Annotated in this window: 18 protein-coding genes and 1 tRNA gene; 5 read left to right on the forward strand and 14 right to left on the reverse strand. The window is 57.8% G+C overall.

Features of this window, described 5'->3' with window-relative positions; genetic code table 11:
- Nucleotides 1-249: 249 nt before the first annotated feature.
- Entirely contained in the window at nt 250-447 is a 198-nt protein-coding gene (locus EXW71_RS03765) for a hypothetical protein (protein ID WP_134657635.1), read from the forward strand.
- A 205-nt stretch (nt 448-652) separates the two neighbouring features.
- Nucleotides 653-1,165 (forward strand): acyloxyacyl hydrolase, encoded by a 513-nt coding sequence (locus tag EXW71_RS03770; RefSeq protein ID WP_123717741.1) that lies wholly within the window; start codon nt 653-655, stop codon nt 1,163-1,165.
- A 1,159-nt stretch (nt 1,166-2,324) separates the two neighbouring features.
- On the opposite strand, the gene EXW71_RS03780 is transcribed toward EXW71_RS03770, so the two are convergent.
- Nucleotides 2,325-2,750, reverse strand: coding sequence for a hypothetical protein (locus tag EXW71_RS03780; RefSeq protein ID WP_134657637.1), 426 nt, complete (start codon nt 2,748-2,750; stop codon nt 2,325-2,327).
- Between the two features lie 825 nt (nt 2,751-3,575).
- On the opposite strand from EXW71_RS03780, the gene EXW71_RS03790 reads away from it, so the two are divergent.
- Entirely contained in the window at nt 3,576-4,334 is a 759-nt protein-coding gene (locus EXW71_RS03790) for a nucleotidyltransferase domain-containing protein (RefSeq protein WP_134657638.1), read from the forward strand.
- Between the two features lie 132 nt (nt 4,335-4,466).
- Here EXW71_RS03790 and EXW71_RS03795 read toward each other — a convergent pair whose 3' ends face one another.
- The 3 genes from EXW71_RS03795 to EXW71_RS03810 form a co-directional block, all read right to left on the reverse strand.
- Nucleotides 4,467-4,787 (reverse strand): hypothetical protein, encoded by a 321-nt coding sequence (locus tag EXW71_RS03795; RefSeq protein ID WP_134657639.1) that lies wholly within the window; start codon nt 4,785-4,787, stop codon nt 4,467-4,469.
- Between the two features lie 72 nt (nt 4,788-4,859).
- A complete protein-coding gene (locus EXW71_RS29345; protein ID WP_134657640.1) occupies nt 4,860-5,291 on the reverse strand; it encodes an SMI1/KNR4 family protein in 432 nt (143 codons plus the stop codon).
- 658 nt (nt 5,292-5,949) lie between these two features.
- Nucleotides 5,950-6,040, reverse strand: a tRNA-Ser gene (locus EXW71_RS03810).
- Between the two features lie 152 nt (nt 6,041-6,192).
- Between EXW71_RS03810 and EXW71_RS03815 the strand changes: the two genes are divergently transcribed.
- Nucleotides 6,193-6,864 carry a Bax inhibitor-1/YccA family protein gene (locus EXW71_RS03815; protein WP_134657641.1) on the forward strand — a complete coding sequence of 224 codons (672 nt, stop codon included), beginning with the start codon at nt 6,193-6,195 and terminating at the stop codon, nt 6,862-6,864.
- 60 nt (nt 6,865-6,924) lie between these two features.
- Here the strand turns inward: EXW71_RS03815 and murB are convergent, their stop codons facing one another.
- The 8 genes from murB to EXW71_RS03855 form a co-directional block, all read right to left on the reverse strand.
- Nucleotides 6,925-7,944: a UDP-N-acetylmuramate dehydrogenase gene (gene murB, locus EXW71_RS03820; RefSeq protein WP_134657642.1), complete on the reverse strand. Its 1,020-nt coding sequence runs from the start codon at nt 7,942-7,944 to the stop codon at nt 6,925-6,927.
- Nucleotides 7,941-8,405: a low molecular weight protein-tyrosine-phosphatase gene (locus tag EXW71_RS03825; protein ID WP_134657643.1), complete on the reverse strand. Its 465-nt coding sequence runs from the start codon at nt 8,403-8,405 to the stop codon at nt 7,941-7,943. The genes murB and EXW71_RS03825 overlap by 4 nt, the downstream gene beginning before the upstream one ends.
- Nucleotides 8,405-9,169 (reverse strand): 3-deoxy-manno-octulosonate cytidylyltransferase, encoded by a 765-nt coding sequence (gene kdsB / locus EXW71_RS03830; protein WP_134657644.1) that lies wholly within the window; start codon nt 9,167-9,169, stop codon nt 8,405-8,407. The genes EXW71_RS03825 and kdsB overlap by 1 nt, the downstream gene beginning before the upstream one ends.
- Nucleotides 9,166-9,351 carry a Trm112 family protein gene (locus EXW71_RS03835; RefSeq protein WP_003174668.1) on the reverse strand — a complete coding sequence of 62 codons (186 nt, stop codon included), beginning with the start codon at nt 9,349-9,351 and terminating at the stop codon, nt 9,166-9,168. The genes kdsB and EXW71_RS03835 overlap by 4 nt, the downstream gene beginning before the upstream one ends.
- 24 nt (nt 9,352-9,375) lie before the next feature.
- Nucleotides 9,376-10,386: a tetraacyldisaccharide 4'-kinase gene (gene lpxK, locus EXW71_RS03840; protein ID WP_134657645.1), complete on the reverse strand. Its 1,011-nt coding sequence runs from the start codon at nt 10,384-10,386 to the stop codon at nt 9,376-9,378.
- A complete protein-coding gene (locus EXW71_RS03845; protein WP_123717749.1) occupies nt 10,386-10,814 on the reverse strand; it encodes a biopolymer transporter ExbD in 429 nt (142 codons plus the stop codon). Before EXW71_RS03845 ends, lpxK begins: the two co-directional genes overlap by 1 nt.
- Nucleotides 10,811-11,446 (reverse strand): MotA/TolQ/ExbB proton channel family protein, encoded by a 636-nt coding sequence (locus tag EXW71_RS03850; protein WP_090370297.1) that lies wholly within the window; start codon nt 11,444-11,446, stop codon nt 10,811-10,813. The genes EXW71_RS03845 and EXW71_RS03850 overlap by 4 nt, the downstream gene beginning before the upstream one ends.
- A gap of 108 nt (nt 11,447-11,554) precedes the next feature.
- Nucleotides 11,555-13,780, reverse strand: a complete 2,226-nt coding sequence (locus EXW71_RS03855; protein WP_134657646.1) for a DNA internalization-related competence protein ComEC/Rec2 — start codon at nt 13,778-13,780, stop codon at nt 11,555-11,557.
- A 135-nt stretch (nt 13,781-13,915) separates the two neighbouring features.
- Between EXW71_RS03855 and EXW71_RS03860 the strand changes: the two genes are divergently transcribed.
- Nucleotides 13,916-14,431 carry a DUF2062 domain-containing protein gene (locus EXW71_RS03860; RefSeq protein ID WP_134657647.1) on the forward strand — a complete coding sequence of 172 codons (516 nt, stop codon included), beginning with the start codon at nt 13,916-13,918 and terminating at the stop codon, nt 14,429-14,431.
- A 3-nt stretch (nt 14,432-14,434) separates the two neighbouring features.
- Here the strand turns inward: EXW71_RS03860 and EXW71_RS03865 are convergent, their stop codons facing one another.
- The gene (locus EXW71_RS03865) at nt 14,435-15,793 is read right to left on the reverse strand and encodes a sensor histidine kinase (RefSeq protein WP_134657648.1); all 1,359 of its coding nucleotides are present in this window, start codon (nt 15,791-15,793) and stop codon (nt 14,435-14,437) included.
- The gene (locus tag EXW71_RS03870; protein ID WP_134657649.1) at nt 15,780-16,508 is read right to left on the reverse strand and encodes a response regulator transcription factor; all 729 of its coding nucleotides are present in this window, start codon (nt 16,506-16,508) and stop codon (nt 15,780-15,782) included. Before EXW71_RS03870 ends, EXW71_RS03865 begins: the two co-directional genes overlap by 14 nt.
- Between the last annotated feature and the right edge of the window lie 107 nt (nt 16,509-16,615).

Consider the following 16,615-nt stretch of genomic DNA (forward strand, 5'->3'; position numbering starts at 1 on the left):
TGCAGGCGCTGTCCTGGGACGTTCTCAATGCTGATGGCACCGTTGCGTAAGCGCCACGAAAGAAGGAGCTCTGCGTCAAAGCCGGGCTTTCCAGAAATACAGCGCGGCTTAAGTCGCGCCCCCTTCCAAGTCCTCGCCACTGTGCGGGCTTTTTGCTTTCCACCGTTCGTCCAGTGTGCGGCACTCGCTAACACTTGCCGACTCCCATCTTTAAGCGCGGATATCCTGTGCGTTAGACGGAGAGCCAGCATGGAAATCAATGAGAACGCCCCGGGCAACATTTCACAGCAGGAAGTAACGCGCGGCACGGACAATGAGACAGGGCACGATCCGAAGAGCGATGAGGATGGTATCCCGTTGCCTCCCGACGATGACGCGCCTCTCGAAGAGGACATGTCGGATGTAGACGCTGCTGATTCAGTGGCAAGCGAGCATCCCGATAACTGAAAGCTTGTATTGCATTGAACCCGGCCAGTGCGCCGGGTTTTTTATGGGATGGGATTGTGCGGGCTTGCGAAGAGTCGATGTATTTGGCCAAAACAGGTTTGAAAAATGACCGGTTGAAAATTTATGGAACGATTCGGAAGCCGCTTGCATCTGAGGGTCTCCAAAATCCGTAATTACCTGATTTTCAATACTTATTGGTCATAAAATGAAGAAAATAGTACTCGCTGCTCTCCTGCTTTCTTGTGCATCGTTGAATGTATGCGCTACTGAAATTTCCGGCGCTATTGGTGCGACGAGTCAGAGTGGTTTGACTGCCCGGGCGGCGCTGGGTTTTGGCTGGGATAAGGCTTGGTTGCAAAGCTCGACAGGCAAGCTGACCGGTTATTGGGACCTGGGGTACACGTACTGGGAATCGGGCAAAGAGGCCGGTGCCCGTCATTCTGTTTCCTTCTCGCCAGTTTTCGTTTATGAGTTTGGCCAGGGCGAAATCAAGCCATTCATCGAAGCGGGTGTCGGTGTCGCAATGTTTTCCGGCACTACCGCTGGTGACCAGAAATTTGGATCGTCCTTCAACTTTGAAGACCGGATCGGCGCTGGCTTGAAGTTTGGCGATACGCAACGGGTTGGTATCCGCGCAACTCACTATTCAAATGCAGGCATCAAACAGCCAAATGACGGCATCGAGTCCTACGCCCTTTTCTACAGCCATTCGATTTAAATAGCCCAAAGAAACCCGGCCTAGCGCCGGGTTTTTGCCCGGGGTTCGCAATATTGGGCAGCACTTTGGACGCTATGAACGGCGACGTCCGGATACTGCGGCGTACGGAATCAACACCGGCAGCTCGAGCATCCTCATTTCACTGTGCTTATAAGGTGGCGCGAGACATGAACGATGCGATCAACCTTGAGTTATCGGAGACCGCAAACCCTCATCGGGCGCAAGCATTCACGACACCAGAGATTTTTTCCGACGGCGTCTGCCACGTACGGAAGAAATGGTACCGGACAAGAGATCCAGTCCCTTTCGGATCAACGTCAGCCAGATGCCATGGAATTTCAGGATTTGGTGCTATCACCGTGTATCGAGTACCCGACGTCTGCAATATCCCTCCGAGACTGCCACCTATCAAATCCGTCGCCTGCCACCCATCTCGGATGCACTCGGCAACAGCCTTAGGTGAATGAGGCGAGTCGATTTCAATCAATGCCGGATTTTTTCTGATATCCCCAACACTTGAACACCCAGCCAGCGCACATATCGCTAGCGTCCCGAGAATAATCCGCATGTCGTTCCCTCTTTGGTTTGGTGGGACTGTAACATTGAGGCTTTGACGTCAAAAGCCACGCGAACTGTCCGCACCATCACTCGGCTTTAAAAAGGTCACAGGGAATGAGATCAGCAGAAAAGAGTATTTCACAGCCCACTCGCATAACTATTACGGCAGTAGGCATCGCTCTGGGCCCAGCTGTTGCTGCCTTAATATCTCCAAAAAATGAGTATTTCTTAGCCAACTTTGCGGGTTACTGGTTACCACAAGCAGCAGTTCTTTGCGTAGCTTTTCTTTGCAAGGCACCACGAGGGACGCTGGGTGTAATCGCTGCCGCCATAGCGCTGTACTTGTACTTTTTTGACATATGGGTCACAGAGTCTATGGGCTGGCTTATTTACTTCTTCAGCTTTCCTGGAGTCCTCATAGGAGCATTACTTGCTGTTTTTGTTACTCCTTCACGCAAGCTGTTCGAGGCACCGACTGCCTTTTGCTTGGTAGTTCTAGGCATAGCATTGAATCTGGCAGCCTTCCGGCTCGGGACTTTCTGAGCTTTGCGGGCGCCAGATGCAAAAATCCCGGCTCAGGGCCGGGCTTAACCTTCGCGGCCTACTTGAAGTAGCCGGTTCGGCGCATCCACAGGCTGTAGACCCAAACGGCAATCAGCAAAACCGCTTGTATGATTTCCGGCAGCACAAACCTTACAACTTGTACGTACTGGCTGGCAGGTACACGGAAAATTTCTGGCAGCGTGAGCGGGATCAGCGTCAGCGCGAAAAATAATGAACTCAGCAGGAACCATGATGATTTTGCGCGGCGCCCCCAAAAAAGCACACCGCCCGCAACCAATAAGACGCACGCCAGTGCTGGCGGGAACAGCATGATCAGCGGAAAATCCCCCACCCTGGCCATACCCCAGCCTTCGCTGACAAGCCAGTAGGCGATTTTTACCGCGATAGCTAGGCAGTAGATGACTGCTAGCGTGACCATAACCGGGCGTGCGGGGTTTCGTACCTGAGATGTACTTGTATCCATAAATTCCAGACCTGCCGAAAGGCCGGATCATCCAGCCAAACTCCGAAGTTTACCGGACCTTCGGCGGAATAGAAGCTGCCGTGAGCAGGTTTCAGCGGTGAATAGGCTGGCTCTGCACGGCTCTGAAACATGTCCACTATCCAGTGTGGATGGAATGTCAGAAACAGGGCTTACCGGCGTAGTAGCTTATGCTTTCAGCAAGCCATGCGAGGGAATGACAACGGCACAGGTAACTGCGAACGCGGCATTACACATCACCCAGATCGGAACCACGCTCCTGGGCGATGCCCCGGAGTGGAACAGTGCATACGGAATCGGAGCTCCGGTGCCCGCTTCCGGTATTTACCGCTGCACCGGCTGCTGGGATGAGATCACGTCCAACAAGGGCGATAAATCCCCCCGCAGAACCGACATCAGCACGCCAACTTAAGCCTACGATTTTGTGTGGATTATTAGCTCTGGTGGTAGTTATCTCGGAAGCAGGATTTAAGCTCAATCTACTTCGAGCCATTTTCGGAAAGCGTTTAAACCTGTCCCAAACGCAATAGCGCATCTCGCTAGGAGCCAAGAAATCCGGAGTCCTCTTCGAAATTAAGCGCCACGGTTACGAGATAAGTGAAAGCGTGGCACGCAAATCACAGCAGGGAAATTTTCCGAATCGCTGCGAATGAGTCTTTTCGATGAAGACACTATCGAATAACTCGCGCCATACAAATGCACCCGCTCCGCAGGTATAGTGGATTTGACCATAGGGTCTCAAGTCATATAGTTTCTCGGTTATGTATCTCAAACCGCCCTAATTCCTTGTTCGAAACTGGCCCACTCATGACTGCATCAAACGCATTAACCCACCTAAAACTAACTGAAAAGCACAGAATCGCTTGTCAACGACTTTTGGATTGGTTGCCAACAATTTCAGAACCTAAAAGCGTTGTTTTTGCTGGCAGTATCATCGCAGGAACAGCAGGACCTTCCAGCGATCTTGACGTCGTCGTGCTTCACTCCAGCGGCTGGCGCCGTAGAGTTCAACGCTGGTTCAACGGTACTCCTGTAGAAGTTTTTTTCAATTCAGAAGAGTGGCTACGTCATAGCATTGTCGAAGGTGCTGATCAGGCAACACCTGTCATGGCTCATATGATCGCAACGGGAAAAATAATATTTGATACAGATGGTCTCATGGAGAACATAGCTGATGCCTCAAAGGAGCTATTGAAGCGAGGTCCATGCTGGAGCGCTGAAAAACTGCTATATACACGCTACGCAGCAGCAAGTGCAGTAGACGATGCACTAGATATGAGTGACAAGCCAGGCCCTATTTTTTGGCAGTTACAAGCATTGGCTGTAAACGGATTAGTTAATTATGCCTTCCTTAAGCGAAATATGTATCCTCCGCGACCAAAGCTTCAGCTGTCGGCGTTGGCTTGCATCGAGCCTGAAGCAACGGACAGCCTTTGCTCTGCGATAACAGATGAAACAATCTCTACGGCAGCTCATTCGCTTAAGGACGCATCCCACAAAATCCTCGGAGTGACAGGTTTTTTTGAATGGGACTCGGGACAGGATGACTCACGTCCGAGTAATTAAGGCATGAGGCAAATAACCGGGCCAGTGACTTCTTGAGTTATCCGCGCCACGAAATCGTTATTAGGGCAAACGTGGCACGAGAATTTCATAATCAGAGCTTGGCAGAATTGAAGAGAGACCGGGGGGATGGGGTTATACCTCCAGATCACTCTCCAACGGTACTCCGTGTTTAATGGTACCGAACCACTCGAATTGGCCGATTGTTTCTAAGGCAGTATTCAAAATATCATCAGCAATATCATCGAACTGCTCTACAGAAGGGCAGAGTTCAAAATTGCAACAGCAGCTGTTTGAGTCATAGAACAAGCTGACGACACGGTTTTGTAATTCCTTTTTGGCGATCGCGACGCAGAAGTTAAGCATCTCGGCAAGCTCGTACGCTTTACCATGGCGGGTACAGATGTCGATCCCGTATGCATTCAAAGAATCAACTGAAACATTAGGCTCGCGCATTTTTACTCCTGGCTCCGGCCCATGCCGGTGACAACCGATATACCCCAACCCAAACCAAATTGCCACCGCCTGTCACGAGGGTCTAGACCAACTGATTAACTTTGCGAACTCAGAAAACCTGGCAGCTACCGTAAACATGCTCCCTCTCGGATCCACCCCGTCGAAGCGAACTATCGGCCATGGGGCAGCTCCTCGCAGGTCGAACGCAAACAGCTGCCCACCGCCATCACCGCCGAAAACAAATAAGCCAGATGCTATCTCTTCAAACAGGGCTATCTGTGAAGCGTCAGAGGCTGTTTCAGCTGGATCAAGGCAAAAGTTGAAGAGAGGGTATGTAAGCGGTCCCTCACCACCATTGCTATATGTGAGCAGTTGGTAGTATTCGAAGGGGAGATCTCGAGGCGCTGCAGCACGAAGGGCATTCAGAGCTTCGATAGAGGCTCCCTCATTACCTATCCAGTCTGAGTTGAGTTTCACAGATACGCCTCTTTGATTCGGCTCCATGCCGGTCACCCGTAATACCCCATATCAACGAACCTTGCCAGCCGCCATGCCGTAGCGTCTTCCGTTCGTATCGGCGGACACGCTGTCGATACGGGAGGCAGACGTCGCCAACAAATTTCTGCAGGTGTCCCAGGGCAAGACGTCCGAGGCTGCGAATACGCCTTACCGCTGCCGGCACGCTCAATGACCTGGGCTCCCGGGTTGCAAGACTTATCGAGCAGAGACGTTCGCGAGGAATACGCAACCCTTACCTCATAATCACCGAGGACGGCCGGCAGGTGAAAAAATACATGCTTCGTCTGCGATTAGACGACGCCCGCGACAAAGCGATCGCCATCGGCATCGGCAGAGTGGCTGGCGACGGGGTTCTTGCAACGAGTATTCGGAGTTTCCGTTCCGTGACATTCGACCAAAAGCCGCAAGCGCGATCCTCAACCTAGGCAACGCCAGTCGTCTGCTCGGGCACCCGGACAAGCGCATACCAGAGACGGTTTATCGGCGGGTCGGGAGATCGAAAAGCCAACACGCTGACCGCAATTTGCAATGAGTTGCGCAAACCAACTGAAATGATGCGGAAACGATCAGTAGTTAGGCTGCTTGATTTCTCAACCCCCAGAAACACAAAAGCCCCGCTTTCGCGAGGCTTTCGTTTGAATCTTGGCGGGAAACCAGGGATTCGAACCCTGGGAACGCTATTAACGTTCGCCGGTTTTCAAGACCGGTGCATTCAACCACTCTGCCAATTTCCCTTTTGCATCACAGGATTATTGTAGCCCTTCCTGTCTCAGCGGGCGCCATGATACCCGAATGAAACACACTGTCAAACTCTCGCCATAGCTTGTTACAGAGCGTCTGTTATGATCTTTGCGACTGAACGTTTCAAAACTGAAGGAGTGTCGCCATGCGCGAACAGAATTACGCAGTGAATGGTAACGCGCAGGCTGAGCAGCTTGAAGTCAGCCGCGTGTTGCGCAACACCTACGGCTTGCTCGCCCTGACCCTCGCATTCAGCGGCGTGATGGCGTACGTGGCGCAGCAGATGCGTGTTGGTTATCCAAATATCTTTGTCGTACTGATCGGCTTCTATGGCCTGTTCTTCCTGACCAACAAGCTGCGTGACTCGGCATGGGGCCTGGTTTCTGCGTTTGCCTTGACCGGTTTCATGGGCTTTATCCTCGGCCCGATCCTGAACCGTTACCTCGGCATAGCCGGCGGCGCTGAAGTGGTCAGCTCGGCATTTGCCATGACGGCTCTGGTATTTGGTGGCCTGTCGGCCTATGTGCTGATCAGCCGCAAGGACATGAGCTTCCTGGGTGGTTTCATTACCGCGGGCTTCTTCGTGCTGCTGGCGGCCGTGGTAGCGGGCATGTTCTTCCAGATCAGCGGTTTGCAACTGGCGATCAGCGCGGGCTTTGTGCTGTTCTCCTCCGTGTGCATCCTGTTCCAGACCAGCGCCATCATCCACGGCGGTGAGCGTAACTACATCATGGCGACCATCAGCCTGTATGTATCGATCTACAACCTGTTCATCAGCCTGTTGCAGATCTTCGGCATCATGGGCCGTGATGACTGATTGCTAGCACCCAAAAAAATGCCCCGTATCGCAAGATACGGGGCATTTTTGTTTCAGGGCTCAATACTGGTTGGGTTCCATCTCCAGGTCGACCTTGAAGCGTTCAGCGATATCGCGCTGAATACGCCGTGCCAGGCTTGCAATGTCGTGCCCGGTGGCGGTGCCATAGTTGACCAGCACCAACGCCTGCATTTTATGCACGCCCGCGTCGCCCTCCCGAAAGCCCTTCCAGCCGGCCTTATCGATCAGCCAGCCGGCAGCAAGCTTCATCTGCCCATCTGCCTGAGGGTATGCCACAAGATCCGGGTACTGCGCCTGTAGCTCTGCGGCCAATGCCTGGGACACCAGCGGGTTCTTGAAAAAGCTGCCGGCGTTGCCAAGTACCGCCGGGTCGGGCAGCTTCTCGCGGCGAATGCTGCAGATCGCCCGGCTGACGTCACTGGGTGTCGCCTCAATGATCCCCTGCCCGGCCAAGCGCTGTTGCACCGGGCCGTAGTCGAGTTTCAGGTGAGAGGTTCGGCTCAGGGCAAAGCGCACCCGCAAAATCAGCCAGCGCCCGGTCTCGTGCTTGAACAGGCTGTCGCGGTAAGAGAAGTTGCACTCCTCCAGACTGAACTCCCGCAGCTCGCCGGTATGACGATCCAGGGCCGTCAGGCCGGCAAAGACGTCCTTGATCTCTACACCGTAGGCACCGATGTTCTGCATCGGGGCAGCACCGACGGTCCCGGGGATCAGGCTGAGATTTTCCAGGCCGCAAAAACCATGTTCCAGGGTCCACAGCACAAAGGGGTGCCAGGCCTCCCCGGCCTCAGCTTCCACGACCACACGCTCACCGTCATCGCGCAATACCCGGATACCCTGGGTCGCCATACGCAGCACCAAGGCGGGAATATCCTGGGTCAACAGCAAGTTGCTGCCGCCACCGATCACCAGCAGCGGCACCGCTTGCGCGGCGGCATAGGCCAGCGCATCACGGACATCCGCATTGCTGCGGGCCTCGGCGAACAGCTGGGCACGCACATCAATGCCAAAGCTGTTGAATGGCTTGAGCGACACCTGCGCAAGCACTTGCAAGGTCATAACCGCCCCTTCAATTCAATTACCAATAAATCGCAGGCTCGCTCGATCAGGTCCAGGACCCGCTCAAAACCTTGTTCGCCTTCGTAGTAAGGGTCCGGCACCTCATCGACCTCGGCGTCATACCGGCGCAGGAACAAGTCCAGCTCGGCCTTGCCCTGACCCGAGTGCAACACTTTCAGGTTGCGCAGGTTGCTGTGGTCCATGGCCAGGATCAGGTCGTAGCGCGCGAAGTCGGCGCGTGACACCTGTTGCGCACGCTGGCCCGACAAGTCATAGCCGCGCGCCAATGCCGCACGCTGGCTACGCTGGTCAGGTGGATTGCCCACATGCCATTGGCCAGTACCGGCCGACGCCACCTCAACCTGGCCCGCCAACCCCGCTTCGCGCAATTTGTGGCGCAGTACGCCCTCGGCGGTCGGCGAGCGGCAGATATTGCCCAGGCAGACAAACAGAACCTCCATCAGGCCCCCAGCAGGCGACGGACGCGCTCAAGGTCTTCAGGCGTATCAACACCGGCAGGCGGTGCTTCCAGGGCATCGCCCACATGGATGCGCACGCCATGCCACAGAGCGCGCAATTGCTCCAGGGATTCGGTATTTTCCAACCAGCACGGGCCCCAGCTGACGAAGTCATGCAGGAAACCGGCACGGTAAGCGTAAATGCCGATGTGGCGACGGTACGGCACGCCCTCCGGCAATACTTCGGGGTTCCTGGCGAAGGCGTCGCGAGCCCACGGCAAGGTCGAACGGCTGAAAGTCAATGCCAGGCCATTGATATCGCTGACCACCTTCACCACGTTCGGATTGAACAGGGTGTCGATGTCTTCAATGGGTTCGGCAAGGGTGGCCATGCGTGCTTCGCCATGGGCCGCCAGGTTGGCCGCCACCTGGTCGATCACACTGGGCGGGATCAACGGCTCATCACCTTGCACGTTGACCACGATGGCGTCGGGCGCAAGGCCAAGCTGCGTGGCGACTTCGGCCAGGCGGTCGGTGCCGGAATTATGGTCTTCGCGGGTCAACACCGCTTCAGCGCCAAAGCCCTGGCAGGCCGCGATGATACGCGGGTCATCGGTGGCCACCACCACGCGCTCGGCACTGCTTTTACTGGCCTGCTCCCACACCAGCTGGATCATCGGTTTGTTGCCGATCATTTGCAGCGGTTTGCCCGGCAGACGGGTCGATGCGTAACGCGAAGGAATGACAACGGTAAAGGCGGTGGTCATTTATCCAGGCGCTCATCGGTCGTCAGGGTGCGGGCTTCGCTTTCCAGCATCACGGGGATGCCGTCACGGATCGGATAGGCCAGGCCAGCACCTTTGCTGATCAGCTCGGTTTTATCGGCGCTGAGCTTGAGCGGGCCTTTGCAGATAGGGCAAGCGAGGATGTCGAGCAATTTGGTGTCCATGAGTGTTTCCTGGCAAGAAGCGTTTTAAGGCAAAAGACGGGCAGGCAGCAGGCGCATCAGCTGTGTGTCGAACCAGGCGACAAACGCCGGCGACGGCACCGCATCCACCGCAAGGTACCACCAGTCGGGCTGGGCAAAGGCGCGGCACTTCACCGCGTCTTTCTCGGTCATGACCAGTGGCAATGACGGCGTAAAACTCAAGACCTCGGCGTTGTAGGACGCGTGGTCGGCAAATGCATGGGGTATCGGCTGCCAGTGTAGCGTTTCAAGGGTATTGAAGAAACGTTGCGGGTTGCCGATACCGGCGACCGCGTGCACCGCCTGGCCCATCGAAAAATAATCGAGCGGCTGGCGCTCACCGGTACTCAGGTTGATCAACGCCGTGGGCACCAGACGGAAGGCAAAGCCGTCCTCACGGTCCGCCACGGCGCCGTTGTAAAGCAGCGCATCCACGCTCTGCAAACGCTCCACCGGCTCCCGTAGTGGCCCGGCGGGCAGGCAACGGCGGTTGCCAAGTCCCCGTGCGGCGTCGATCAACACCAGCTCCAGGTCGCGGGCCAGGCGGTAATGTTGCATGCCATCGTCTGAAAGGATCAGGTCCAGGGTTTCACTGGACAACAGTGCTTTAACGGCGCGACTGCGGTCAGGGTCGATCATCAATGGGACGCCGCAACGCTGCACGATCAGCAAAGGCTCGTCACCCGCCACCTCGGCGCTGTGGCTGGCCTCTACCCGCCAAGGCAGTTGCGGCGGCCTGGCACCGTATCCACGGCTGACGACGCCTACGCGCAAACCACTGCGTCGGCAATGCTCAATCAGCCACAGAATCAACGGTGTCTTGCCCGTGCCACCCACGGTGATATTACCGACCACCACCACCGGCACCGGGGACTGATAGATCTCGCCCTCACCCGCCAGGAACCGTGCACGCTTGCGCTGCACCACCCGGCGATACAAAGACTCCAGCGGCCGCAGCAGCGCGAGAGCCGGATGGCCTTCATACCAGGCCTTGAGCAATCGATCGGACATGGGCATCAGGGTGCGCTCGCGGCCTCGACGGTGGACATGCGCAAATGGCTGAAGCCAAGTTTGCCGGCAGCATCCATCGCGGTGATCACCGCCTGGTGCTGGGTCTTGCCATCGGCACTGATCGACAGCGGCATCTTGGTGTCGCCACCGGACTCCTTCTGCAAGGCGTCCATCAGGCTGTTGAGGTCGTTCTTTTCCAGCAATTGGTTATTCACCGAAAACACCCCATCGGCACTGATGGCGATATCCAGTTGCTTGACCTGCTGATCTTCGGCCGGCGAGCCGCTGACCGCTTCCGGCAGATCAACCCGCAGCTCGGTCTGCCGGGTGAAGGTGGTGGTGACGACAAAAAACAGCAGCAGGATAAACACCACGTCGATCAGCGACGCGAGGTTGATATCGACATTTTCCCGTTGCTTGCGGCGAAATTTCACGCTTTGCCCTCGACCAGGTCCACATCGCGATCGCCCTGCACCACTTCCACCAGCTTGATGGCTTCCTGCTCCATGCCAACCACCAGTTCATCTATGCGGCGCTGCAGGAAGCGATGGAAGAACACCGATGGAATACCGACCATCAGGCCCGCTGCCGTGGTGATCAAAGCCTTGGAGATGCCCCCGGCCAGAACCGCGGCGTTGGTGGTCATACCCGAGCCCATGAACGAGCTGAAGATATCGATCATGCCCAGCACCGTCCCCAGCAAGCCGAGCAACGGGGCCATCGCGGCAATGGTACCGAGGGCATTGATGTAGCGTTCCAGCTCATGAATGACCCGGGCAGCAGCCTCTTCGATGCACTCTTTCATGATCTCGCGACCATGCTTGGAGTTGGCCAGGCCGGCGGCGAGGATTTCCCCCAGGGGTGAGTTGGCGCGCAGCTCCTTGAGCTTTTCCTTGTCGAGTTGCTTATTCTTGATCCAGCCCCAGACCTGCCCCAGCAAGTGCTCGGGGGTGACGCGGCTGGCGCGCAGGGTCCACAGGCGCTCGGCAACAATGCCGAGTGCGGCGATGGAGCTGAGGATGATCGGCAACATCATCCAGCCACCGGATTTGACCAATTCCCACACAGTGAATGTCCCCTCGAAAAAGTGCGCCACTTTATCATATAGGTTCGGCGGCGGGGTTCGTCGACCATAGACCCGCCCGTCGCAGGCACCCGCCTTTATAACGCTGGACTAAGGTAACGGTTCGCGCCAGAAACGGCGTTGACTGCGCGCAACAACCGGTGGCTTGAAGGCGCCCAACTGCAGACGCACCGCGCCCTGCTCGGCGCTGTCGTATACCCGACTGCCCAGGGCCTGATAACGTTCCATCACCGAGGCATGAGGGTGGCCGAATGCATTGCCTCGCCCTCTGGAGATCAGCACCGACTTGGGCACCAACCGTTGTACGAAGGGCCAGGATGAAGAACTGCGGCTGCCATGATGGGGGGCTTGCAGCCAATCGGTCGGCTTCGCCAGCGGCGTGTCGAGAAAAGCCCGTTCCGCCGCACGGTCAATATCGCCAGTTAGCAGCAGGCGCTCGCCATTGGCCTGTACCTGTAACACGCAAGACTTGGGATTACCGTCGACAGCGCCAGGCCATTGCCATAATGCGAACGACACGCCGTCCCACGTCCATGCCTCGCCACTGATACAGGGCTGAGTACCGAGAAACGCCGGCAGACCTTCGGTCTCGCCGCCCACTACCCGGCCGATGGGCAGCCCCTCGGCAATCGCAGCCGCACCGCCGGCATGGTCGGCGTCGGCATGGCTGAGCAACATCATGTCCAACCGCTCGACCCCAAGTTTTTTCAACGATGGCAATACCACCCGCGCGCCTAAATCAACCGCGCCGGATCGAGGGCCGGCATCGTAGAGCAAGGTGTGATGACGGGTGCGCAGAACCAGTGCCTGCCCCTGGCCGACATCCAGTTGCACCACTTCCACTCGCCCATGGGGCACCAGCTCCCTAGGGGGAAATACCGCCAACAGGAGCATTGGCCACCCCAGCAGCCGGAACGGCACCCCCTTGGGCAGCAGCAGTATCACCGCGCCCACGAGGCTCACCAGCCAGTACCCCAACGGCACTTCGGCCGGTATCCAGGCGGGCCGTTGTGCGGCCAACAGGGCCAAACCCGTGAACAGCCCATCCAGCGCCCCGCCGGCCAGCCACAGCACACCCTCCCCCACAAAGGGCACCCACAGGAACGCAGTCCCCAGCAACGCCAGGGGCAACACCACCAGACTGATCCACGGCACGGCAAATAGATTGGCCAGCGGTGCACTGAGGCTGATGGGCAGGCCGAGTACCAACAAAATCGGAAACAACCCGATTGCAATCAGCCATTGGGGTCGGGTCCATGCCTGCCAGGGGCTCCAAGGACCCAAACGTGCGCCGAAGGCCAACACCAGCACGGCAACCGCAGCAAACGACAACCAGAACCCCGGTTGCAGACTGGCCAGGGGTTCAAACACCAGTACACCATTAAACGCCAGCAACAAAGGCCACCAACCACCCAGGTGCCGGAACCGCAGACGCCACAGCAGCACCAAGGCGACCATCAGGCAGGCCCGCTGCACCGGTACGCCAAACCCTGCGAGCAGGCCGTAACCCAACGCGCCGGCAAACGCCAAACCGCAGGCCCACGGTAGCCAGGGCAACACGCGGGGCCAACCACCGTAGCGCGCCAACCCCGCCACCAGGCCGTAAATCAAGCCCGCCAGCAAACCAATATGCTGGCCGGAAATCACCAGCAGGTGCACGGTCCCGGTGTCCTGCAACACCCGCCAATCCTGCGCGGTCAGTCCGGAACCGTCCCCCAGCACCAACGCCACCACGGCGGCTTGGCGATTGTGCATGCCCACGCTCATCAGGCGTTGACGCAGGCTATCGCGCCAGGCATCGCGAGCCGGTGCCAGACGCTCACCGTCCTTGACCGACGCCGTGGCGCCAATGCGCTGGGCCAGCAACCACGCCTCGTAGTCAAAACCGTGAAAGTTGAGCAGGCCGGACGGTCGTTTGAGTGTCACCGCCAGGCGCCAGCGCTCGCCACTGCGTACCGGTGGGCCGCCGTGCCAAGACACGCGGATGCGCTTGGGCAACCGCGTATTGCGCGACCGGCTGTCGGTCAGTTCGAAGCGCACGCCGGTGCCCGTCTGCTGCGGCAACCCGCTGACACGCCCCTCGACCCAGCGGGTCTGCCCATCCAGCGCCGGCACCAATCGATCATTCAACGCCCACTGCGCGCTGATGCAGGCCCAGCTCAGGCCCAGCAGAAAAAAAGCCAGCGGGTAGCTCCGCCACGGCAACAACATCAAGGCCAGCACCAGCATCGCCAACAAAGCGCCAGCCGGTGGCAGCGCCGGCAACCAGCGCAACGTCAGCAAGCCGAGTGCGAGCGCGAACATCCCCGTTCTCATGGATCATCCTTTCGAAGTGATCCACTCAGTCTTAGCTGGGCGCCCGGCGCGGCCTATGATGTTTTGTCACAAAGTCTGAATTTTCTGTTTATAGAATACGCGCATACTTGCCCCTCGAACTGACCTGGACCCCTTATGCCCCGGCGCTTATTCAAACGGTACATGCCCGATCCCAGCAGTATCAGGGAACACAAGTCCTTACGATTTCTCGGCACGTTGCTGCATGACCCCAACCTCTGGCACCTGAACCGGCACTCCGTGGCGCGCGCCATGGCGGTTGGGCTGTTTGCCGCGTTTATTCCGATTCCCTTTCAGATGTTATTGGCGGCGGTCCTGTCCATCAGCGTGCGCGCCAATATGCCCATCGCTGTCAGCCTGGTGTGGCTGACCAACCCGATCACCATGCCGTTTGTGTTTGTCGGCACCTATCTGACAGGCGCCTGGCTGATGAATGTGCCGCCACGCAGCCTGCCCGACAACCTGACGTGGGAATGGATCAGCGGCCAACTGAGCACGCTATGGCAGCCATTCCTGTTGGGCTCGGTGGTCTGTGGTTTGCTGCTGGCGGCGCTGGCCTACTGCCTGACCATGCTGTACTGGCGCTGGTGGGTTGCCCACCAATGGAAAAAGCGCAAACAGCGGCGCACCTGAGGGTTAGCGAGCCACGAGTCGCAGATGCACGCGCAGGCCCTGCCCGGTATTTTCCGCCCACAAGCGCCCACCCTGGCGCTGCACGGCGTTGCGGGCAATGCTCAAGCCAAGGCCGAAACCACCGTCCCCGGGGCGTGAACCCTCCAGGCGGGTAAAGGGCGCGAAGATGCGTTCAAGGTCTTGTTCATCAATCCCGCCACCCTGATCTTCCAGCCACAGGTGCCAGTGGTCGCCTTCGCGACAGCCGTCCAGTTGCACCACCCCGTGAGCGGGCGAATGCCGGATCGCGTTGCGCAGGATATTTTCCAACGCCTGGGCCAATGCATTCAGGTTGCCCCGCACCCAACAGTCGACCGCCAGGCGGCACGGCAAACGCGACGCAGGCCAATCGCTTTCATAGCAGGCATTTTCCCGGAGCATGTCCCACAACGCCTGGATCTGGATGTCTTCATTGGGCAAGGGCGTGCGCTCACTGTCCAGCCAAGCCAATTGCAGGCTGTCTTCCACCAGATGCTGCATGCCGTCGATTTCACGGCTCAACCGCTCGCGCAGTTGCGCCAGGTCTTGTTCACTGTCACAGGCCACGCGCAGGCGGCTCAGGGGTGTGCGCAACTCATGGGACATATCCCGCAGCAACTGTTGCTGTAATACCACGGTGCCCTGCAAACGCTCGGACATATGGTCAAAGGCCCGGCTCAACTCGCCCAGTTCATCCTGGCGCCGGGTGGCCTCGCGAGGCATGCGCGCATTCAACTGGTCGGCGCGCCAGGCGTTGGCCTGCTCACGCAATTGATTGAGGGGCATGATCAACAACCGATAGAGGCCAACGCACAGCAGCAGGGTAAACAAGCCGGGAATCACGCCATTGGTCACCACGCGCCAGAACAGCTGATAACGCCCGGGCATGAATCGTTGCGGCAGCTCGATCACCAATGCCCCCGCGCCAGGGTTCACAGGAAACGCAACCTTCAGCCACGGCAGCCCTTTGACATGACGACTGACCGGCCATTCCAGGCCGCGCAGGAACGTCAGGCGCTGGCTCTCCTTGTCGCTCAACGGTGTACTGCTGAGGGATTGCAGATCCTTGCCGATCACCCCGATCCAGGTCGACTCGCGGGTGGTCATCAGTTGCAGCCACGCATCGACACCCGCACGTCCCTGCGTATTCCAGGCCAATTCGGCGCCCGCCGCATAGCCCCGCAGGATCTCGCGGGACTCTTCAGACACGTAGGCGCTTTGCTCCTCCATATACCGGCCCCAGGACCAACTGAGCCAGATCATCAGCAAACAGAAGGCGATCAACAGGCTGGCGAGCTTCCAGAACAGCGAGTGCTTGCCGGGCAAGCGCTCAAAGCCCCTCATCGGCACCGCTCAATACGTAGCCCTTGCCCCATACGGTACGCACTTCGCGCTCGCCGTAGCCGATGACCTTGAGCTTGCGACGAATCTGGCTGACGTGCATATCCAGGCTGCGATCATGGGGCGCATAACCGCGCTGCAACACATGCTGATAAAGGAACGCCTTGCTGAGCACCTCTTCGGCATTCCGGTGCAAGGTTTCCAACAGGCGATACTCACTGCGCGTCAGCCCGGCCCAGCGCGCCTTGTAAAAGACGTCACACACTTCATCCTCAAAGCGCAGGGTATGTGCTTCTTCGCGCGCGGTTATCAGGGCCGCCTGCGGACGACGGTCCAGGGCGACCCGTCGCAGGATCGCCTCGATGCGCACGCGCAACTCGATCATGCTGAACGGCTTGGGCAGATAGTCGTCCGCCCCCAGGCGAAAGCCGCTGATGCGATCCGCCTCGGCGCCCAGGGCCGACATCAGGATCACGGGCACCGCATGGCTCTGGCGTAAATGCGTGAGGATCGATAACCCATCCAGCCCGGGCAGCAGGATGTCCATCAACACCACGTCGAACGCCTGGTCACGGGCCATCTGCAACCCTTGCCGGCCGTTCTGGCACCATGTGACTTCGAAGCCACAGCGGCCCAAATGCTCATGCACATAGGCGCCCAATACAGGGTCATCTTCGATGGTCAGGATACAGGGTGGGCCAACTGCTGCGGGATTCATTAGCGTCTGCAATTCATTCTCAATAACTGATTATTCAAGATTAAACTGTTACAGGCAATCGCCAGATGGCAGCAAATGGCCCGAAGATTGCCGCATGTCATTAATTT

The organism is Pseudomonas sp. BCA17 (genome assembly GCF_004519405.1).
Classification (GTDB): Bacteria; Pseudomonadota; Gammaproteobacteria; order Pseudomonadales; family Pseudomonadaceae; genus Aquipseudomonas.